Source organism: uncultured Capnocytophaga sp., assembly GCF_963525585.1.
In the GTDB taxonomy this organism is placed as follows: Bacteria; Bacteroidota; Bacteroidia; order Flavobacteriales; family Flavobacteriaceae; genus Capnocytophaga.
In genome coordinates, this window is record NZ_CAURLX010000041.1 from 1 (window position 1) to 19,625 (window position 19,625).

A 19,625-nucleotide genomic window follows, 5' to 3' on the forward strand; every position below is an offset into this window, starting at 1 on the left:
TTGATTGTCAGGATGATTTTTAAGCATTTTTTGCAGTGTAAAGACTTTTAAAAAGTGTTGTAACGCCTCTTATGGGGTTGTTTTACCTTAAGATTAGGTATTATTATTGCAAAGGCAACCTATTTACTGCCTATAAAAGCCAAGCATTCTACACCATTGATCCTCAAAAAATATTGCTATGTAAAAAAATAATTTCCTTATATCCCTTAATTGTTCCATTTTTTTTCGTAATTTTGCTAAAACATTTCGAGGGAACAATCCCATAGATCAATACTAGACTTGTTCTCTTCTGTAATAAACTAATTCCGTTAAATCTAAATTTAATATCATATGGATGCAAATAAAGTAGATACTTACCTTATTGCCAATGGAAAGTTCTTCAAACCAGAACAAATTCCTTTTATTCGCGAAAAATTACTTTCCTTAGATGAATCAAAATGGGTTACCCTTCAATCCCTTCCTCTTAAGGATACTACCACCTCTCTTATATTATCTATTCTCATTGGAGGATTGGGAGTAGACCGTTTCTATATAGGAGATACCGGTTTGGGTATTTTTAAGCTATTGACCTGTGGAGGTTTTGGTGTTTGGACTATTGTGGATTGGTTCCTTATTATGGGAGCTACCCGCGAAAAGAACACCAATTTGTTATTATCAGCTATTTAATTCATTGAACTACAGGAATTTTTATATTCTTGTCATTCTCCTATCTCTTGCTGGCTGGAGTTGGCTACTATATCATATGCTTTCTCCTGAACAAGAGATGGGAGTCTCCCTATGTATCTTCAAGGGAGTTACAGGGCTTCCTTGTCCTGCTTGTGGTACTACCCGTTCTACCGTTTCCCTACTCAAGGGTTCTTTCTATGAGGCGCTTTATACCAGTCCTTTAGGCTTTATCGCTTCTGCCCTATTGGTATTGGTTCCGTTATGGTTATGTTTTGACCTATATCATAGAAAAACTAGTCTTTTTGAATGCTACACCACTTGTGAGAGTTTTCTCAAGCGACCTTTGGTTTTTACCTCTTTCTGTGTCCTGATACTCCTGAATTGGTTATGGAATCTTTATAAGGGCTTATAATTGGGTCATTGGCTCATTGCCTATTCCTTTTATTTTTTCACCAACCTATTGGTCATTAGCGTCGTAAAGAGTACTATACTAATAGAACTGATGGGCATCAGAATCGCCGCTACTACAGGCTCCAAATGTCCTGTAACAGCAAAAAGGGTACCTATACAATTATATAATAGAGAGAGGACAAAACTCATCTTGATGACCCGCATCGTCTGCTTGCTCAGCGTAAGAAAGCGCGGAAGCTGCCCTATCTCAGATGCCTGAAGAATCGCCTCACAGGCTGGAGAAAAGGTATTGCTATTTTCTGCTACCGCACAGCCTACTTGGGCTTGCTTGAGGGCGCCTGCATCATTCAGCCCATCGCCAAGCATCATCACCCGCCTGCCTTCTTTCTGTAATTGCTCTATATAATGGAGCTTATCGGCTGGACTTTGATTAAAGTGTAAGGCTATTTTGTTAGAAAGCTGTCTCTCTAAAAATGTTTTTTCTGCTTCTGTATCCCCTGAAAGGAGTGCTAAAGTATAGCCTTTGTGCTCCAACTCGTGGAAAACGGCAAATATATGCTCCCTATAGGGGTTCTTAAAAGTATATTTGCCCATTAACTGCCCATTGATAGCTACATATACCGCTGTTTCATCTTTGTTTTCCTTATTCGTTACAAACTTAGCCGAGCCTATTTTTATATGATCCTTACCCGAGATAGCCTCCATTCCCTTACCTATATGCTCTTCATAGCTATCAAGAGGGTGTATATCCTCCTGCTTATGATAGTCATATAACTGACGAGATAGGGGGTGATTGGAGTTCCGTAATACACTCTTGAGCAAGGAACGTTGTTGGGCACTCATCACTTGACCTTCATAGGTAATTTCTTGGGTATTACTCTGGGTTATGGTACCTGTTTTGTCAAAGATAAGGGTATCTACCTGAGCCATCTGTTCTATAGTCTGGGTATCCTTGAGGTAAAAATGGCGTTTGCCTAAGAGCCGGAGCATATTGCCCAAGGCAAAAGGGGCAGAAACCGCCAAAGCACAGGGGCAAGCGATGATAAGCACTGCCGTAAAGGCATTGAACGCCTCGGTAGGGGTACCATAGTAAAGCCAAAAGGATAAAGTTAGGAAGGCTATGAGCAGTACAAAGAAGGTAAAATACTGGCTGATTCTATCAGTAAGGGTTTTGATACCTTCGTTTTTATTCTTTTGGAAGGATTCTTGGCTCCACAGCTGGGTGAGGTAGCTCTGGGAAACGGTCTTGGTGGCTTCTATCTCTATAGCCGCTCCCTTATGACGCCCCCCTGCAAAGAGCTTGTCCCCGCTGTTCTTTTCTGTCCATTTGGATTCGCCTGTTACAAAGCTGTAATCTATCTGACCTACGCCACGAATAAGCACGGCATCTACAGGTATCAGCTCCTCGTTACGAATGAGTAAGCGGTCACCCTCCTTGATATCATATACTTGAACACTCTCTTCCCTACCTCCTTCTATTCGGGTTACTCCTATAGGAAAATAGCTTTTGTAATCTCGCTCAAAAGAGAGAAAAGAGTAGGTACGTTGCTGAAAGAATTTGCCTATAAGCAACAAAAAGACCAAAGAAGCTAAGCTATCAAAGAAGCCCTGTCCCCTACCCGATATGATGTCATAAGTACTGCGGACAAACATAGTGAGGATACCCAAAGCCAAGGGAATATCAATGGTGAGAAAGCGGTTGCGAATCCCCTTGTAGGCGGATACAAAGTAATCGGTAGCTGCATAGAACATCACCGGCAAGGAGAAAGCAAACATCAGCCAGCGGAAGAAATCCTTATACCGATTGAACCAAAATTCGTTGTCCTCAAAGAAGCCAGGGAAAGACAGTAGCCCTATATTTCCAAAGGCAAACCCTGCTACGCCTAACTTGTACAGGAGTTGTTTTTGTCCCTTTTGGTCTTTCTTTTGCTTGTAATCGTCCAAACTGATATAAGGGGCATAGCCGATTTGGGCAAGAAGCTCCACCAACTCCTTCAGGGTGATTTTGTCTTTCTGAAAACTAATTCGTGCTGTTTTCTTAGGAAAATCTACTAAGGCGTGTAGTACGCCCTTATGTAATTTCTGCAAGTTCTCCAATACCCATATACACGAACTACAGTGAATATGTGGGATATAGAGAGAAACGATTTGGGTATTTTCCTCATCAAACTCCAGTAGCTTAGCCACTATCTGGGGATTGTCCAAGAAATGGTACTTCTCCTGAGCCTCTTCAGGACGTGCCCCGGGAGTTTGCTCATAGGTATAATATTTGTCCAACTTATTGGCAGAGAGAATCTCATAGACCGTTTGGCACCCTTGACAGCAGAAGTGCTTATCATCAAATACAATAGGGTGCTTAGGGTCACAATCATTTCCGCAGTGATAACAATACATAGTTATTAGGTGTAAGCCACACAGGCAATTAACGGTTAGAGGCTAACCTTCTATTAATAATGGGTAACAGTAAAAACGACAATCCCCCAAAGAGGATAATCATCAGGAACTGGGCAATCCATATCACCCAGCCCAAGGCTGTGCCTACCGTCTCAGTTACGCCAAAAAGCAATAACACCTTGGCAATAAAGAGCGGATAAGCCCCTAAACCTCCATTGGTAAATACAATGGCAAAGCTCCCTATCACAAATGCTGTAAGTACTTGTATGATGGACAGTTCCTTAGTTTGTTCCATAGAAAAAAACACCACATAGAACATCCAAAAATACATAAGCCAAATAAATAGGGTATGGGCTATAAACTGCCATTTTTTCTTCAAATGGAGAATGGAAAATATCCCCTCCTTGATTCCTGAGAGCATTTTACGTACTTTCTGTGCAAAGGAGGAAGTAGAACGATAAATCCAATATACTCCCCCTAAAAATAGAAGCCCTAAAACCAAAAGTACGACTATAATATAGGAAAAAGTAAGATAGCCTTCTAAGAAATGCCATACCAAGTCAAACTGGAAGACAAAGACAACAGCTATAAATAGCAGTAAAATACACATATCTATCACCCGCTCAGTAAGGATAGTTCCGAAAGCCTTGTCAAAGGGTACCTTATCATACCGATTGATAAGCAAAGCACGGCTGACCTCTCCCGAACGTGGCACGGTAAGATTAAGCAAATACCCAATAAAAACTGCCAAAACCAAGTTGTATCGCTTAGGGAAATAGTGCATAGAAGCAAGCGTGTATTGCCAGCGAATCCCGCGAGATACGTGGCTTAGGAAGCCCATTGCTACCGAGAGCCATAAGTAGGAATAATCTGCCTTAAGGAACTGTTCCTTGATAAGTGCTAGCTCCTCTGTACTAAACTGGGCAAAAGCGTACCAACACAAAAATATCCCCAATAGCAGGGGAAGCACCAGTTGTAGGGTCTTCTTAAGGTAGTTATTGTTTGCTGTCATCTAAGCATATTTTTGGCAGTGCAAAGATATAAATTAATTTGTACTTTGCCATTCCAAAATTAATAGTTATTTTTGCATCTTATTAGAACCTATTGAAACAAGCCTAATTATAATAAAGAAGAAAATCATTATATCTCTTAAGACAAAAAATATTGACCTTATGTAGATATATTCACTCAAGGAACTGGAAACATATCAAAACTAAATGAATTATAAAAAATACCAACAATGAAAAGAGTCATATTTTTAGTAGCAACTGCCGTCCTTACTTTAGCTTCTTGCGGAAAGAGCGATGACAACCCTACTCCTAATAATCCTGAACCTCCTAAAACCACTACAGTAAAGAGAATTAAAGAGGTAAAGATTACCTATTTAAATAGAAAAAAGAACCCTAATGGCGACCCAACCTATTTTCTAAATGGCGAACCTAAGTTTATATATACTTTAGAAAATGGAGTCTTTGCTTATGAATATGACACACAAGGGCGCATTTCAAAATTCACTTCTGATAAAGGAGGTGAACAAGTAACCTATGAATTTAGTTATCCTCAAGGAAAAATTATAGCAAATAGTGGAAAACAAAATTTTGAATTTCCTTTAGATAATAAGGGTTATCTAAGAAAAATAGATAGTGATAGTTATCTCACTTATGATGAAAAAGGTCAGCTGTCTAAAATTGACGATAGTAAATTTATTTGGAAAGATGGCAACCTAATCACTGAAACACATACTTCTTCAGGACAAGAAGAAATTCAAGGAATGAAATTTTCTTATTACCCTAACGAAAATAAGAATCGCTTTTTTATCTTCAACGGCGAAAGAAAAGATGAAATAGATGTTTATACTACCTATTTTTATTTGCTAAATGCACTTCCGGTAGGTGTCCCTACTAAAAATCTATTGGAGTCTATCTATCATTCTTATACAGACGAAGAGGAAAAAGTATCGTATGCCACACTTATAAAATTTACTTATGCTTATGATAAAGACGGCTATGTAAGTCGTATAATCGAAAATCGTTCTGGTGATGATGACGGACTAAGTATCTCTTCTGGTTCAACCTCAAATAAAGATGTGGAAAAATTAGAAACTCTAATTGCTAAAATAAAGGCAGGTACTGTCAAAAATATGACTTACAAAGAGTTCACTAATGCCAATGGCACTTATAAGTTTAGTATCACCCATAAAGAGCACATCACCAAAGATACTAAAGGCAAACCTATTGATGTAAAATACGAGCAAGAGAGAATTTACACCTTTTCTTATAAAGAAGAAAGTGGCAAGAGAAAGTATTTGGATAGAAAAGTAATAAAATTTACCAAACAAGACGCCTCTACTATCTACGAAATTAGCTATTATTAAAACTCAAAACTTATAACTAACAACAAATAAATGTACAGAACGCATACTTGTGGAGAGCTACGACTCTCGCACGAAAACCAACCAGTAACCCTCAGCGGATGGGTACAACGTATCCGCAATAAGGGATTTATGATTTGGGTAGACCTACGTGACCGCTATGGCATCACCCAGCTTATATTTGATGAAGAACGTACTAATAAAGCCGTATTCGAGCAGGCGAAAACCCTCTCACGTGAGGACGTGATTCAAATTCAAGGTACTGTGATCAAGCGCGAGGCTGCCAATGCTCATATCCCTACCGGAGAAGTGGAAATCCTCGTTTCGGCGCTTACCTTGCTCAACCATTCCGAGATTCCTCCCTTTACCATTGAAGACAATACCGATGGTGGTGAAGACCTCCGTATGAAATACCGTTACTTGGACATTCGCCGTACTCCCGTACGTGATAACCTTATTTTCCGCCACAAGGTGGGTATGATTGTGCGCAACTACCTCTCTGCTCAGGGCTTTATAGAGGTGGAGACCCCTGTACTTATCAAATCAACACCCGAAGGCGCTCGTGACTTTGTAGTGCCCAGCCGTATGAATGCTGGTGAGTTCTACGCACTTCCACAATCCCCACAAACCTTCAAGCAACTGCTAATGGTAGGCGGATTAGACAAATATTTCCAAATCGTAAAGTGCTTCCGTGATGAAGATCTCCGTGCCGACCGTCAGCCAGAGTTTACCCAAATAGACTGCGAAATGTCGTTTGTAGAACAAGAGGACATCATCCAAACCTTTGAAGGATTGGCAAAACACCTCCTCAAAGAACTCAAAGGCTTAGAGTTCGGGGCTTTCCCTCGTATGACCTATGCCGAGGCGATGAAAACTTACGGCAACGACAAACCCGATATCCGTTTCGGTATGAAATTCGGCGAACTCAACGACCTCGCTCAACACCGCGATTTCAAGGTATTCAACGAAGCTGAATTAGTTGTAGGGATTGCCGTACCTGGTGCCAACAGCTACACCCGCAAAGAGATTGATGCTTTGGTAGAATGGGTAAAACGTCCGCAAGTAGGCGCTTCCGGAATGGTATATGTAAAATGCAATGAAGATGGTAGTTTCAAATCGTCAGTAGATAAATTCTATAACGAGGAAGACCTCAAGGCGTGGGCAGAGCGCACTGGCGCCAAAGCAGGCGACCTTATCTGCATCCTTTCAGGCAAGGCAAACAAGGTACGCGGGCAACTCAGCGCCCTCCGTATGGAACTCGCCGAGCGTCTCGGCTTGCGCAAACCTGATGAATATGCCCCACTTTGGGTAGTAGATTTTCCACTTTTGGAGTGGAGCGAAGAGGAAGAACGCTTCTTTGCGATGCACCACCCTTTCACCTCGCCTAAACCTGAAGATATTCCTCTGCTTGATAGCAACCCAGGTGCAGTACGTGCCAATGCTTACGACCTCGTGCTCAATGGCAACGAAGTAGGTGGTGGTTCTATACGTATCTTTAACCAAGAGTTGCAAGCCAAAATGTTTGAGTTGTTAGGCTTTACTCCAGAGCAAGCACAAGCACAATTTGGCTTCTTGATGAACGCCTTCCGATACGGTGCTCCTCCTCACGGTGGTTTGGCTTTTGGCTTCGACCGATTGGTAGCACTCCTCGGCGGACAAGAAACCATACGCGACTTTATCGCTTTCCCTAAAAACAATAGCGGTCGCGATGTGATGATTGATGCCCCCTCCCCTATCGATGAGGCGCAACTCAAAGAACTAAGCATTCAATTAGCAAATTAAAAATTAAAATTCTTTTAATGACTAAGAAAATCCCAGCTCTATTTGTAGGACACGGCAATCCAATGAACGCTCTTGATGAGCAAAATCCTTTTAACCAAAAGTTTGCCGAAATCACACAGACTTTTGATAAACCAAAAGCTATCTTGTGTATTTCTGCTCATTGGTATAGTGAGGGGTTATTTATTATGGGAAACCCTAATCCTCCAATGATTTATGATTTCTACGGATTTCCAAAAGCTCTCAGCGAAGTGCAATATCCCGCTAAAGGTTCTCCAGAGTTAGTAGCACAAGTGCAAGAACTACTTGCGGATACTGACCTAAAAGTAGACCCCGAACGCGGATTTGACCACGGCGCTTGGGCGGTATTAAAGTTCTTGTACCCAAAGGTAGATATTCCCGTAGTACAACTGAGCTTAGATGCTACCAAGCCTGCTCAATGGCACGCCGATTTAGCCAAAAAACTTGCTCCCTTGCGCAAACAAGGAGTATTGATTTTAGCAAGTGGGGATATTATACATAACTTGCGCCTGATGAACTTTCGTTATATCAATGATTTAGATGCTGGTTATGATTGGGCTTTTGCCTTTCGTGATCAAATCAATAAAACGATAACCGATAATAACTTAGAGGCATTAGTACATTTTGAGCAATTCGGAGAAAACGCAAAACTATCAGTCCCCACCCCCGATCATTACTTGCCTTTGCTCTATGTAATGGCTTTGCGAGAAGAAGATGATGAAGTGCTGATTTTCAATGATTCAATCGTAGGAGGCTCTATCAGTATGACCTCAGTACTCGTGGGAGGAAAGTCTTAGCTCATAAGAATTAAACCTATAACAAAGGCTGTCGCAAAATAAGATTTGCGACAGCCTTTGTTGTTTCTCTCCATAAAAATCATTACCTTTGCCTTTTATTAAAAACAAATCCCTATGAACAACAACCATCCTCCTATCGAAATCCCCGAAAACTGGGACTTCTACCGTACTTCTTTCGGCGAAACTCCCGTCTCTATTCGGCTGAATTTAGCACTGGAAGACATCGCTCCTATCGCAGATTTTCCCGTGGTAGTGCGTGCCATTGTGAAAATGCAACACCCTTACGATAATGGCTTTTCATCTCAAGAAGAGTTCGAAACCCTTGCAGATATCGAGGACACTCTTTACGATACCATCGAAAGTGCAGGAGCTATTGGGGTTGCCATCGTTACTGGAGGTGGTAACCGCGAAATCTATAGCTACTGCAAAGATGCCGAAACCGTTGTAAAAGCTTGCTATAAAGCAATGGAAGCTTTCCCATCCTATGAGTTTAAGTGTCTTTCAGCAAACGACCCTCAGTGGAAAGAATATTTGCATACACTCTACCCCAATGGCGTAGAAATTCACCAAATTCTTAACCGAATGGTGATTGAACAACTAAAAGAAGGGGGTGATCCCCTCGAAAAACCACGTGAAATCGACCACTGGGTATATTTCGGTGAAGAAAATGAACAAAAAGCCTTTATCGAACTGGTGAAAAGCTCAGGTTTTAAAATCCTTTCAGCCAAATACAACGAAGAAAACAACCCCGAAAGCCGCTATGTACTCAATTTCTCTCGCGAAGACCACATCGAGCACATCGAAGAAATCGTATCTGACCTGATTGAACTCTCCCTCCAATTCAATGGTTACTATGACGGCTGGGGATGTAATATTATTACTGAATAATAGATAAAAAATACTATCTTTGTCCTTTCTTAAAAATCCACTTAATTATGGGATATTATATTTTTACTTACGGAGTGAAAACTCCTGAAATCAAAGCTGTTTTTGGCTCTAAAGATGAAGCCCTTTTGCAAAAGGTAAAAGCCAATGATGTTTTCGAAAACTATGCCGAACAAAACCAAGAAACCTCTCAAGCCCTTATCGATATTATAATGGGTAATCCTTACACCTTGGAGGGGTATCACTACGGGTATGCTTTTATCGGAATTTGCGCTACTTTAGGAGAAACCTTGCCCAAAACACAAGAAATTAAGTTAGGGTATATAACCGAAGTTATCAACGAAACTGTTGCCGAAGATTATGATATTGAGATTGATATAGAGACAGAGTTATTCCCTGCTGATTATGCCGACCCTTTTCCGCTACCTCTAATAGCCGATTTCCCTATGATAGACCTATTAGACAAGAAAAGACTTGAACATATAGCCTCTTTGTTTGCCAAAGTTCATAAAACGGAGGATGAAATAGAAGCTATGTTAGATGGAGATGATGAAGAAAAAGGCTTTGCTTATGAGGCCATTATGGGGCTAAAAGAAAATATAGATTTTTGCCTTAAAAACGGATTAGATATGGTAGTTTTTTGCCATTAACAAAATACAAAAAGAAGAAAGGCTGTTACAAAATTTAGTTTGCGACAGCCTTTGTTATTTTTAGTAACTTTTTAGTTCGTTGAGGTGAGAAGGAACAGCTATTTTATACCAATCCCATCCATAATAATCTATGAGCAACAGCAAAGCCAAGAGCCTAAGAGGTGTTTGTGCAAAGTACATTTCATCTTTCTTCTTAACAATCCAGTCATACCAATCAGAGTGTTTATCAGTAATTTTTATGCTGTATTTTCTACTGAGTATCTCCTTAATAGCTAATGCCGAAAAGTTGTCCATAAACTTATCTTCCCAGCTCTCATCTACTATTTTTCCATTTTCCTTCAAATAACTTATAGCCAATAGTGAAAGAGGGTCATTGGCAACAGTAACTTCCTCATTCTTTTTCATATAAATGAGGTAATCTTCATCTTTGTCAAGTAAAAACACTTCATATCCTTTCTGGTAGAGTATCTCTATAGCATTATTGTAGGTATTAGGAGCATCTGTTATAGTCATTTTGAGATATTTTAAAAAGAGATAATTTAATCAAAAACTTTGATAGCTTCATATATACTAACTACAAAATATAGAATAAACAAAGCGCAAAACAGATTCCCGCCATAGCACCTCCAAAACCAAAAAGCCTTTGCAAAAGAAAGCCTATAACCATTAGTGAAAAGGCTAAGAGATTAATAACTATAATTATTGTTCTAAAAGGTGTCATAGCAGTATAAGTTCAATAAGGTAAAGTTACAAAAAAGGAAGGAAAACTTGACGCATCCTCCCGAGAAATTTTATCTTATCAACAAGCATAGACTATTAGATTTTGATTATTGTGATAGATCAATATGGTTTTATGGTACAAAGATAAATCCACTTGTACCATATCAGAGCATTGATGAATGAAAAATTTAGTTTTCTGCGTTAGATGTGATGAAGATTGTTTTGAGAAAATGTGCTATTACTCCCCAATCATCATAATTATGCAAGCCAGATGGATGAGGAATACCAATAATAGGGATTTTTTCCCATAAACCCATCTTGATAGTTTGTTTACATTGGTATGGTTTACCGTTGATCACGTGTGAGGGTGAAAAAGAAACTACAGCGTCAAAACTAAATTTTAGATCTAATCTGTTAAAACAATCAGGGATAGAAAAACAAACAACTACTTTTGGACGAAATATATCTGTGATTACCACCTTTGTAAAATCCAAGCATTTGTCAATAGCTGGTTGAATATTGGGTATATGTTCCAATTGTTGAATTTTGTTACTTCCGAAATAGACCGCATTCATAAATATGAAATTACCATCCTCCATTGGTTTCGTGTAATTTGCAAACTGCATGGCATTATAAAGGCGATACCAAATTTTCCAAGGGTCTCGATATCTTGCACCTTCTTCATAAAAGGAAGGGTTACCTTCCCAAAAGCGTTTTCGTTCTACTTCTGTATAGCCATAGTCTTCGTGGGCATTATAGCCTAAGAACAAAACATCGGGTTGTTTATCTAACACAGGTTTTGATTGAAAAACACTGCAACAACGACCTCCCTCTCCCAGATTGGGAGCTGTTGCTTCCAAAAAAGTACAAACCTCTTCTACCCATTTTTGATAAGAGTTTGTTTTGAACTCATTACATTTTACGTCTTCTTTTAGTATCTGCTTTTGTACTTCTGTTAATTTTTTCCCCATCTGTAATTAAAAATTAGGTATAATTGTTAACAATAAAACTTTCCTTAAAGTCAATTAAAATTTACGACAGTATCATCAGAAAATTGTCACTTCCTAAAAATGGTCTATAGTTGCTTCGTCTGTTTTATTAATATTTTTCATCAGCTATTAGGCTCTTTAGATAAAGTAAATATTCCCATACGCCATATATCATTATCAAGTACAGGAGGAAGTGTAGATCCTTTGTATTCTTCTCTTGGAATAAATTGTGTGTGTAAAATCCCATCTAAGTAGATAGGAGTCCCCTTTGCCTTAGTATTAGGCACCATAAAATAAAACTGATTCATACTTCTTAGTTCTTAAAATATATTTCTGCCCCAAACCTTTAATAATACTCTATTTTTCGTTGTGTTACTCGAGAGGTCAATTTCCCTTCTATTTTATCCTTCAGATAAAGAATGCTTTTGATATAATTACCTTGCTTATCATAAGTGTATTCATACCAGAGTTCTTGTTCTGGTTGAAGGAAGGGTTTCTTTTTAATGGTTTGAATATCTCCTTTTTTATTATAAGTATATTCTCTTGCCTCTCCTAAAATCCCTTTTTCTTCCTCATAAATTATACGCCCTTTTGAATCATACTTATAGATTGTTTCCTCCCCTAATTTAATTTCTTTTTTGCTTATAGAAGAAATTTCTTTTATTTTTTGCCCTCTATCATTATAAGTAATATGATAGTATTTATAAGAAGGGAGGTCTGCTCTGCCCCATCTCTTTTCTATTACATTCCCTCTTTCATCATACTTATAACAATCTATATATTTTTTTATATCTCCCGTATATTGAGTAATGGTTTTCTCTTTATGGTTGTAGATAAGAGAATCTATTTCTGTATCTTCATACCTTCGTGTGCCTATAATATAACCTTCTTCATCGAAATCAATAATAAGAGGAAGACCATTTATTGTTCTGAAAAATGTACCTTCTCTTGGCAAAACAACAACCCTATCCGACTTCTTTGCTGAGCCATCTTCTGCATACTCATAGTAATCAAAGATTTCTTCCAATCGTTTTACTTTCCCGCGCAAACCCAATAGCTCCCAATCCGTTTTTTTAAAGTGATTGCCTTGAAAATATTGAACTGATTCTCCTTGTTGATGGGGATTCTTTACATTTTTTCTCCCGCAAGCAACTAGGCTAAGGCTTATCAATAGGAGAAACATAATATATCTTTTCATAAAAGTCTTTTTGTATATGGTTTCTATATAATTTTGTTCTTTTCTATTTTTTAACTTTGCAAATATACATCTTTTTCCTCATAACTCACAAATATTTTTATATTCTTAAAATAAAATTACTACCTTTGCCATTTCTTAAAAGCAATTCCCTATGAACAACAACAAAGTTGATGTTTATCTATCACCTTCCTATAATGTAATAAATGAAAAATAAATAAAAAAAGGCTATCGCAAATTTTATTTTGTAATAGCCTTTACCAATTAAAACCTAAAAATATCTTTACATTTTCTATGCTTCAGATAGGCAGAAGGACTATTAAACCCAATTGATTAATTACTAAACCGATTTTTAGCTCCTATAATAATCCTCTGCATATAGCTAATTCCTCACAAAGTCCTTTTCAGAAATTCATTATAATACTTCTGTTCTTTAGGAAACACAAATTGATTATTCCGAAACAGCCTTTTTCTCTTTATCCTTACTTCCCCTTCTATTAGGTGTGGCTTGCGCTAATCGTTGTTTATTAGCAGACATCGTGTCTTCTATCAATTTTGTTAGTAAGGAGATAAAATTCTTCGTTTCAGTAGATGGATTTATTACATTATAAGCAAAAACAACTCTTGTTAATTGCCTATATAGTTCTTCCGTCTCCTTACGCACCTTTTTTACATCAATCGAACTATTTTTTAGCTGTTTTTCAGCCCTGACATCTAATAGTTCTTGATATTTAGCATTGATTTCTTTCAGAGGTGCAACTGCATTTATTGTTCCTAAAGTGGTCAAAAGCTCTCTGATTTCGGGCTTCTCTAAGTCTTTTATCAACGCATCTACTGCCTGCGACTTCTGCCTTGTAGGCAAAGTTGATACTTTTCTATAATTCTTGAACTCTAAGAGAAGAATATCTGCCGCTTCCTTTTGCGATTGTATAGCACTCTTCTTCCCTACCCTAAAAGAAGAAAGTAGATAAGAGAGTATCTCATTTCTTTTCTTATCTAATTGAGCCATATTTCCAGATTCCTTAGTAGAACGGCTCTGCCTAGAAGCCTCTGTAAGTAGCTCTACATTCTCTTGGATAGCTGTTACAAGTTCTTCCTCAACTCTTAACTTCTCTATAGTCCCTGCATAAACTAACTTTACTATCCCTTTTACAAATTGAGCATACTCATCATTATTGAGCTTGCTCACATTAGGTAACGAAATATCTATTTTAAAACTCATATTCTATATTTTTTTATATTTTAGTTCTATTTTGCAAAGATAATAAATAATTCTGATATTTGCAAGTTATTATTCCATTTTTTTAATCATAAATAAAAATTATTTTAGTTGTAAGAATAATTTTACAATAATAACTATTTTATTTTTTAGCTCTGAAAATAACTTTCCGACAGCACCTATTTTATTTTTTAGCTCTAAAATAACTTTCCGACAGCACTTATTTTATTTTTTAGCTATAAAAATAACTTTCCGACAGCACTTATTTTATTTTTTAGCTCTGAAAATAACTTTCCGACAGCATTTATTTTATTTTTTAGCTATAAAATAACTTTCCGACAGCACCTATTTTATTTTTTAGTTATAAAAATAATATATTTTTTACATCTAATTTTATTTATAGTACTTTATTTCTCTTTCCTCAGTATATGTTACTTCTTCTTCGCTATCAGAAATAAGATATTCTACCTTCTTAATATAATTTCCTATATTATCATAAGTATATTCATAGTGGTATTTTTTTTCTTGTCTATTATTTTCTGTTTGTATTTCTAATTCTATCTTATCACTCACATTTCCCCTATCATTATATTGATAGTTAATAATACTTTTAAGCTCCCAATCTCCTGATGAATTAGGCTCTTTTACTATTTGCTCTATTACATATCCTTTTTTATTATATTTATAAATATACAGGCTATTAGGGGAATTTTCGCTTTCCTCCTCACTCATTATATGAGTTCTCTTTTCTTCAACTACTTGCCACTTATCATTATAAGTAAGTTTGTATTTTTCTGTGATTGTCTGCTCTCCCATCTTCAAAGTTTGCGATATCATATTCTTCAAAGGGTCAAACTCACAAATAATCTCCATAGCAGGAGAACCAGGTTTCTTTTTGTAAATTTGAGTAGCCGTTCGATTCCTATAATCATACTTAATAGGAACTTTATCCCCATTCTCTGATATAAAACTTTCTATATATCCTCGCTGATTAAATACATAAGTAATGGAAACATTCTCAATATCAGATGGGCTCCCCTCTCCTTTAGCAAAGGCTACGTATTGTTTTTTATCATCGAAAAAAACCATTTTTTCTTTCAACTTTTTTACTTTTCCAACGAGCTTTTTTTCCTGCCAATCAGGCTTTTTTATACCAGATTGCCCATAAGTAACCATTGTAAAGAGGGTAATGATAAAAAAATATGTTATAAATCTTTTCATAATAAAGCTATTTCTGTATTCAGTAGCAAATATAAGCTATTTTTTCGAGATAATCTATTTTTTAGCTGAACAATTAGCATTTTTTTAATACCTTATACAAAGAAAAAACCTTCCTCCCCAGCAATTAGGGGAGAAAGGCAATCATTATGACAATAAAAATATAGTTAAAAATCCTTCTTACGTATTTTTCTGAGAATCATAAATATAATTCCGGACACCCACAAGCAAAGTGAGCCCAAGGAGGCGGCTATTCCTGCAGTTGAGCCAAAGAAAGACTTGAAGATGGCATCTGTGTAACCCATCAAAGCCGAGATATCCAGCTTTAAGAGGATTAGAATACGGGATAAGTCCACCGGATTGAACAAAATCATAGCCATAGAAAAGGTATCCAGAGGATATTGCCTAAAGACCATAAAGCATATTAGGAAGAGACCATCAAAGATAACTGCCATAAACAACCAGATAAAGATGGCAAAACTAAATCCCTTTATCTTATTCTCGTTATAAAGCCCGATAAGATAAGAGAAACCTACGAAAATAAAGCTTAGAAATACCCCTGTGATAATCAGCATTATGAAATTAAATATCTCCGAAGAGAGGAACAAGCCGTAGAAGAGGAATGGAACTCCCAATCCTATGATAAAACTTAAGCTTAGGGACAGAGAAATGCCTAAGTATTGCCCCAAGAAGATATTTTTCCTAGGAATCGGCTGTGCCAGCAGGAGCTCAATGAACTCGCGGGCGTTATAGTAATACATCACTCCGAATATAGTAGAGATCAAGGGGATGAGAACGATAATTACATTCATCAAAGTAATCACCGACTTGGAAATATCATTATTGAGGAATAGCAAAATGCTACTGAGCAAGAGATAAAATCCCAAGTAAAAGTACGTCCAGCTACTGCGGATGAGGTCAAAGAAAGTATATCGGATAATCTTAATCATATTTTTCGTTTTTTAGGAGTTCGGCAATGGCTTCTTGGAAATTTTCCTTATCAGTGGTGGTAAGGAGTTCCTGTGGCGTACCTCTGAAGTATATATTTCCTTCAAGGATAAATAGGATTTCGTCAGAAAGTTCTTCGATAAAGCTCAGGATATGGGAGGTAATGAGGATGGTTTTGCCTTTTTCCTTCTCACGAAGGATGAGCTTCTTAAGGGCAAGTATGGCGATAGGGTCGAGACCGGAGGTAGGCTCATCAAGAACCAGATAAGGGACATCTACCATAAAGGTTAGGACAAGATTTACCTTCTGTTTGGTTCCTCCGGAGAGGTTTCCTAAGGACTTATTAAGGTGTTTTTGTAATCCGAAGAGCTCTATAAGTTCTTGATCCTTGCAAGGTAACTTTTTGATATTCTTTATCATCGCGATGAGCTCCTTTACTTTGAGGTTATTAGGGAAGTTGGCAATCTGAGGGAGGTAGGATATTTGTTCTCTATAAGCCCATTGGTTCTTGATGGACTTGCCGTTAAATAAGATATCGCCCTTAGTAGGTACGACCATCCCGAGAAAACTCTTCATAGAGGTGGTTTTCCCTGAACCATTGGGTCCTAAGATAGCGATAATTCCCCCATCCTTAATGGTAAAGCTCACTCCCTTGAGTACTTCGAGCTTTCCATATTTTTTATGAACATCTTTGAATTCAATCATCTGTAAATTAGGGTAAAAGTTAGGTAAATATTATTTGTTATTCTTGGAGAAAGGTTGCATTCTAGGGGCTTCATCGACCAAGTTTTCTGGGGTAAATACAGGAGCTACCTTTTCAGAAAAGTTCATAATATCAATAAATAAACTCCTAAGCAGTACGATACTTTCGGGAGTGCGGTTACTGATATAAGAGAAGAGCTTTACGGGACGATAAGGGACATCTCCTACATTGTCTTTGTTGAGGTCATAGCCTGTGTAATCACTCCAATAATTGCTGTGGAACTTATTGTCATTTACGTTATTATCATAAGCTACATCGAAGGTATTATGGAAGAAATTATTATCCCAGAAGTCATTCTGGTAGCATCCTCCACGGATACGGATACCCCATCCGTTCTCGGTGAAGGTGTTTTCATTATATTTCATTCGGGTGCAGTTTTCTCCATTGATCCCGATGGTATTCCTAAGGAAAGTATTCCCTGTAAGCTCGGAGTCATAAAGCTCCTTTAAGAGCAGCCCATAGGAAGAAGGACCCCAATTATCCTGAAAGGTGTTATCGGTCATTTTTACGCGCCTGGAGAACATTACTGCCGCACCAGCCCCGTTCTTAGCGAACTTATTCTTATGATATTCGTTATCATTGGAGAACATAAAGTGCAAGCCATAGCGGAGGTTGCCATAGCAATAATTTTCCTTAATATGGGATTGGGAGGAGAATTGTATATAGATTCCATCACGACAGTTCAGGGCTTCATTCCCTATAATATTAACATTCTTACAGCTCCAGAGGTGAATGGCATTGCCCGAATTATACTGAGTCTTGGCATTGGAAGAAATCTTATTATTCTTAACGGTACCATCTTTTCCCTTGAAGAGAATCACCCCGAAGCATACCTGTTCCATCACATTATCTTCTATGAGGAAGTTTTTTGCTTTATCCAGATGGATAGCGGCTTGTTCTTCGGTAGATTTGAAGGGGACATTGAGGATACGGAAGCCCTTGATGGTTACGTTATTGGCACGTATCTTCAGTATAGAGCCTTTGAACTGCCCGTTAATGGCTGGTCTGTCCTTTCCGATGAGGGTTAGGGGCTTATCAATGAGGATATCGTGCTCTGGGTAGGTGCCTTTCTCCACTATGATGGTATCATTCTCATTGGCAGAAGCCACCGCCTTGGTGATGGTATTGATAGGGCATTGCGGGCATACGGTTATAGATTGTGCTTCTCCGAGGAAGGGGAAGCACAATAGTAAGGGTATAAAAATCTTATTTAGCATCTTCTGGAGGTGATTTTAATGATCGTGCATATCATTGTTGTGGTGAATAGGGGTATGGGATTGGAATTTCTGTTGGATTCCTTCCCAATCATATAAGTCGCCTCCTTTTTCAGCTTGTATTCTTTGAGCGTCCTCTTTGGAAGAGAAAGCGGCGAGATTGCCCCCCATAGGGCTTTCTATATTAGGAGATACCAAGTAGGTTGCTTGAGAAGCTTCTATGAAGTTTCCTTCGTTAAGGTAGTCGCATACCAAGTGTAGCGCCACCTTATCTTCCTGAGGCGCTTGGAGCATACACTCTATCGCATCATACTTGAAAGCCTTGGACTTCTGGGTAACTACCTCAGAGGCGAACTGAGGGCTTACGATGGTCATCTTGCAGAAGGCACATTCTTCTTTTCCGTAGTCAATAGGTTGTGGCTTAGGGGTACAAGCACCGATAAGCATTGCCATAGCGAAGAATAGGAATATCTTTTTCATTTCTGGTAATTAAATTAAGTTAATATGTTGTAAATTAAATAATTAGATTTGTTTTTATAAGAGTAAAAAAATCATCTTGACCCTAGGGAGTTCCTCTAAGCCAAGATGATTTTCTGATTAGCAAGCTGCGCACTCTTTCTTATTGCATCCAGCAATAAAGAAAGCCACTAAGGCAAGTACTGCTGCCAAAACCATTGCATAAGTACCCCAGCTTGGGTAAGACTCTGCATAGAAGTTCAAGAGCTCTTTACCCCCAAAGAAAGGAGGTTGGTAAGCCATTCCAGGGATTTTGATTTGGGCAGTATCGCTTAGGTTATGTCCGTAGTCATATTCCCATTGATAGAAGTCATACATTCCCAATACTCCTGCAACTCCCATAAGGGCAGCCCAAGCGAAGTAAAGGATTTTTTTACCAGCAAAGGCGAAGAGGAGTCCTAGTACGAACATTCCGCCGATAATCCAAGGAAAAGTTCTGAATTCCCAGAAATCTTCAGCGTGTATGTGCTTCATACCTATATAGTGATTAAGGATATTGACGTTGTCAATCATATGTACGGATAGGAGATTTTCTTTGTCAGCCCAAAAATTCTCATAACCGTTAATGTCGTTAATCCAGATATACATATTGATACCTTCTGGATACTGAGGCGCATCAAGCTTGATGTGCCAGATAGGGAAAACAAAAAGTAATAATAGTAGCAAAGAGGCTACCACCATTAAAAAACGTGCGGCTTTCATCTTTTTTAAATTTTGTAAAAGGCTGATAAGGACATTACCAGCCTTTTGAGTTATAAATTAGAACTATTCTTCATCATCACCGCCAAGGCTCCATTTAAGAGGTGTATTGGCATTAGCAGCAGATACACGAATGTATCCTTGCATTTCTTGGTGAAGAGCAGAACAGA

Annotated in this window: 20 protein-coding genes; 7 read left to right on the forward strand and 13 right to left on the reverse strand. The window is 38.1% G+C overall.

From position 1 onward, the window contains the following. Positions 1-330: 330 nt before the first annotated feature. On the forward strand, positions 331-666 hold the full coding sequence (locus RYK20_RS08950) for a TM2 domain-containing protein (protein WP_297979604.1): 336 nt from the start codon (positions 331-333) through the stop codon (positions 664-666). 4 nt (positions 667-670) lie between these two features. Then, positions 671-1,078 carry a DUF2752 domain-containing protein gene (locus RYK20_RS08955; protein ID WP_314895173.1) on the forward strand — a complete coding sequence of 136 codons (408 nt, stop codon included), beginning with the start codon at positions 671-673 and terminating at the stop codon, positions 1,076-1,078. 29 nt (positions 1,079-1,107) lie between these two features. Here RYK20_RS08955 and RYK20_RS08960 read toward each other — a convergent pair whose 3' ends face one another. Together RYK20_RS08960 and RYK20_RS08965 are read right to left on the reverse strand one after the other, a co-directional pair. Next, positions 1,108-3,471, reverse strand: coding sequence for a heavy metal translocating P-type ATPase metal-binding domain-containing protein (locus RYK20_RS08960; RefSeq protein ID WP_314895174.1), 2,364 nt, complete (start codon positions 3,469-3,471; stop codon positions 1,108-1,110). 28 nt (positions 3,472-3,499) lie between these two features. Beyond that, entirely contained in the window at positions 3,500-4,483 is a 984-nt protein-coding gene (locus RYK20_RS08965) for a lysylphosphatidylglycerol synthase transmembrane domain-containing protein (protein WP_314895175.1), read from the reverse strand. Positions 4,484-4,711: 228 nt separating this feature from the next. Between RYK20_RS08965 and RYK20_RS08970 the strand changes: the two genes are divergently transcribed. From RYK20_RS08970 to RYK20_RS08990, 5 genes are all read left to right on the forward strand, one after another. Next, positions 4,712-5,845, forward strand: a complete 1,134-nt coding sequence (locus RYK20_RS08970) for a sugar-binding protein (protein ID WP_314895176.1) — start codon at positions 4,712-4,714, stop codon at positions 5,843-5,845. A 30-nt stretch (positions 5,846-5,875) separates the two neighbouring features. Then, positions 5,876-7,624 (forward strand): aspartate--tRNA ligase, encoded by a 1,749-nt coding sequence (gene aspS / locus RYK20_RS08975; RefSeq protein WP_314895177.1) that lies wholly within the window; start codon positions 5,876-5,878, stop codon positions 7,622-7,624. A gap of 17 nt (positions 7,625-7,641) precedes the next feature. Further along, positions 7,642-8,439, forward strand: a complete 798-nt coding sequence (gene ygiD / locus RYK20_RS08980; protein WP_314895178.1) for a 4,5-DOPA dioxygenase extradiol — start codon at positions 7,642-7,644, stop codon at positions 8,437-8,439. 114 nt (positions 8,440-8,553) lie between these two features. Continuing rightward, the gene (locus tag RYK20_RS08985) at positions 8,554-9,327 is read left to right on the forward strand and encodes a DUF695 domain-containing protein (RefSeq protein ID WP_314895179.1); all 774 of its coding nucleotides are present in this window, start codon (positions 8,554-8,556) and stop codon (positions 9,325-9,327) included. Between the two features lie 47 nt (positions 9,328-9,374). Further along, positions 9,375-9,974: a pyruvate dehydrogenase gene (locus RYK20_RS08990; RefSeq protein WP_314895180.1), complete on the forward strand. Its 600-nt coding sequence runs from the start codon at positions 9,375-9,377 to the stop codon at positions 9,972-9,974. 60 nt (positions 9,975-10,034) lie between these two features. Here RYK20_RS08990 and RYK20_RS08995 read toward each other — a convergent pair whose 3' ends face one another. The 11 genes from RYK20_RS08995 to RYK20_RS09045 form a co-directional block, all read right to left on the reverse strand. Then, positions 10,035-10,487, reverse strand: coding sequence for a hypothetical protein (locus RYK20_RS08995; protein ID WP_314895181.1), 453 nt, complete (start codon positions 10,485-10,487; stop codon positions 10,035-10,037). Between the two features lie 395 nt (positions 10,488-10,882). Then, positions 10,883-11,665, reverse strand: a complete 783-nt coding sequence (locus RYK20_RS09000) for a hypothetical protein (protein WP_311456954.1) — start codon at positions 11,663-11,665, stop codon at positions 10,883-10,885. Between the two features lie 140 nt (positions 11,666-11,805). Further along, a complete protein-coding gene (locus RYK20_RS09005) occupies positions 11,806-11,991 on the reverse strand; it encodes a hypothetical protein (RefSeq protein ID WP_311456955.1) in 186 nt (61 codons plus the stop codon). Positions 11,992-12,029: 38 nt separating this feature from the next. Further along, on the reverse strand, positions 12,030-12,881 hold the full coding sequence (locus RYK20_RS09010; RefSeq protein WP_314895182.1) for a hypothetical protein: 852 nt from the start codon (positions 12,879-12,881) through the stop codon (positions 12,030-12,032). A gap of 448 nt (positions 12,882-13,329) precedes the next feature. Further along, the gene (locus RYK20_RS09015) at positions 13,330-14,100 is read right to left on the reverse strand and encodes a DUF6261 family protein (RefSeq protein ID WP_314895183.1); all 771 of its coding nucleotides are present in this window, start codon (positions 14,098-14,100) and stop codon (positions 13,330-13,332) included. Positions 14,101-14,490: 390 nt separating this feature from the next. Then, complete coding sequence (locus RYK20_RS09020) at positions 14,491-15,318, reverse strand: hypothetical protein (protein WP_314895184.1); 828 nt, start codon at positions 15,316-15,318, stop codon at positions 14,491-14,493. A gap of 164 nt (positions 15,319-15,482) precedes the next feature. Then, positions 15,483-16,265 (reverse strand): ABC transporter permease, encoded by a 783-nt coding sequence (locus RYK20_RS09025; RefSeq protein ID WP_297980821.1) that lies wholly within the window; start codon positions 16,263-16,265, stop codon positions 15,483-15,485. Beyond that, the gene (locus tag RYK20_RS09030) at positions 16,258-16,968 is read right to left on the reverse strand and encodes an ABC transporter ATP-binding protein (RefSeq protein ID WP_297980818.1); all 711 of its coding nucleotides are present in this window, start codon (positions 16,966-16,968) and stop codon (positions 16,258-16,260) included. Before RYK20_RS09030 ends, RYK20_RS09025 begins: the two co-directional genes overlap by 8 nt. Before the next feature lie 30 nt (positions 16,969-16,998). Further along, entirely contained in the window at positions 16,999-18,243 is a 1,245-nt protein-coding gene (locus RYK20_RS09035) for a nitrous oxide reductase family maturation protein NosD (protein WP_314895185.1), read from the reverse strand. A 15-nt stretch (positions 18,244-18,258) separates the two neighbouring features. After that, a complete protein-coding gene (locus RYK20_RS09040) occupies positions 18,259-18,720 on the reverse strand; it encodes a nitrous oxide reductase accessory protein NosL (RefSeq protein ID WP_311456960.1) in 462 nt (153 codons plus the stop codon). A 117-nt stretch (positions 18,721-18,837) separates the two neighbouring features. Then, positions 18,838-19,458, reverse strand: a complete 621-nt coding sequence (locus RYK20_RS09045; RefSeq protein WP_314895186.1) for a hypothetical protein — start codon at positions 19,456-19,458, stop codon at positions 18,838-18,840. Between the last annotated feature and the right edge of the window lie 167 nt (positions 19,459-19,625).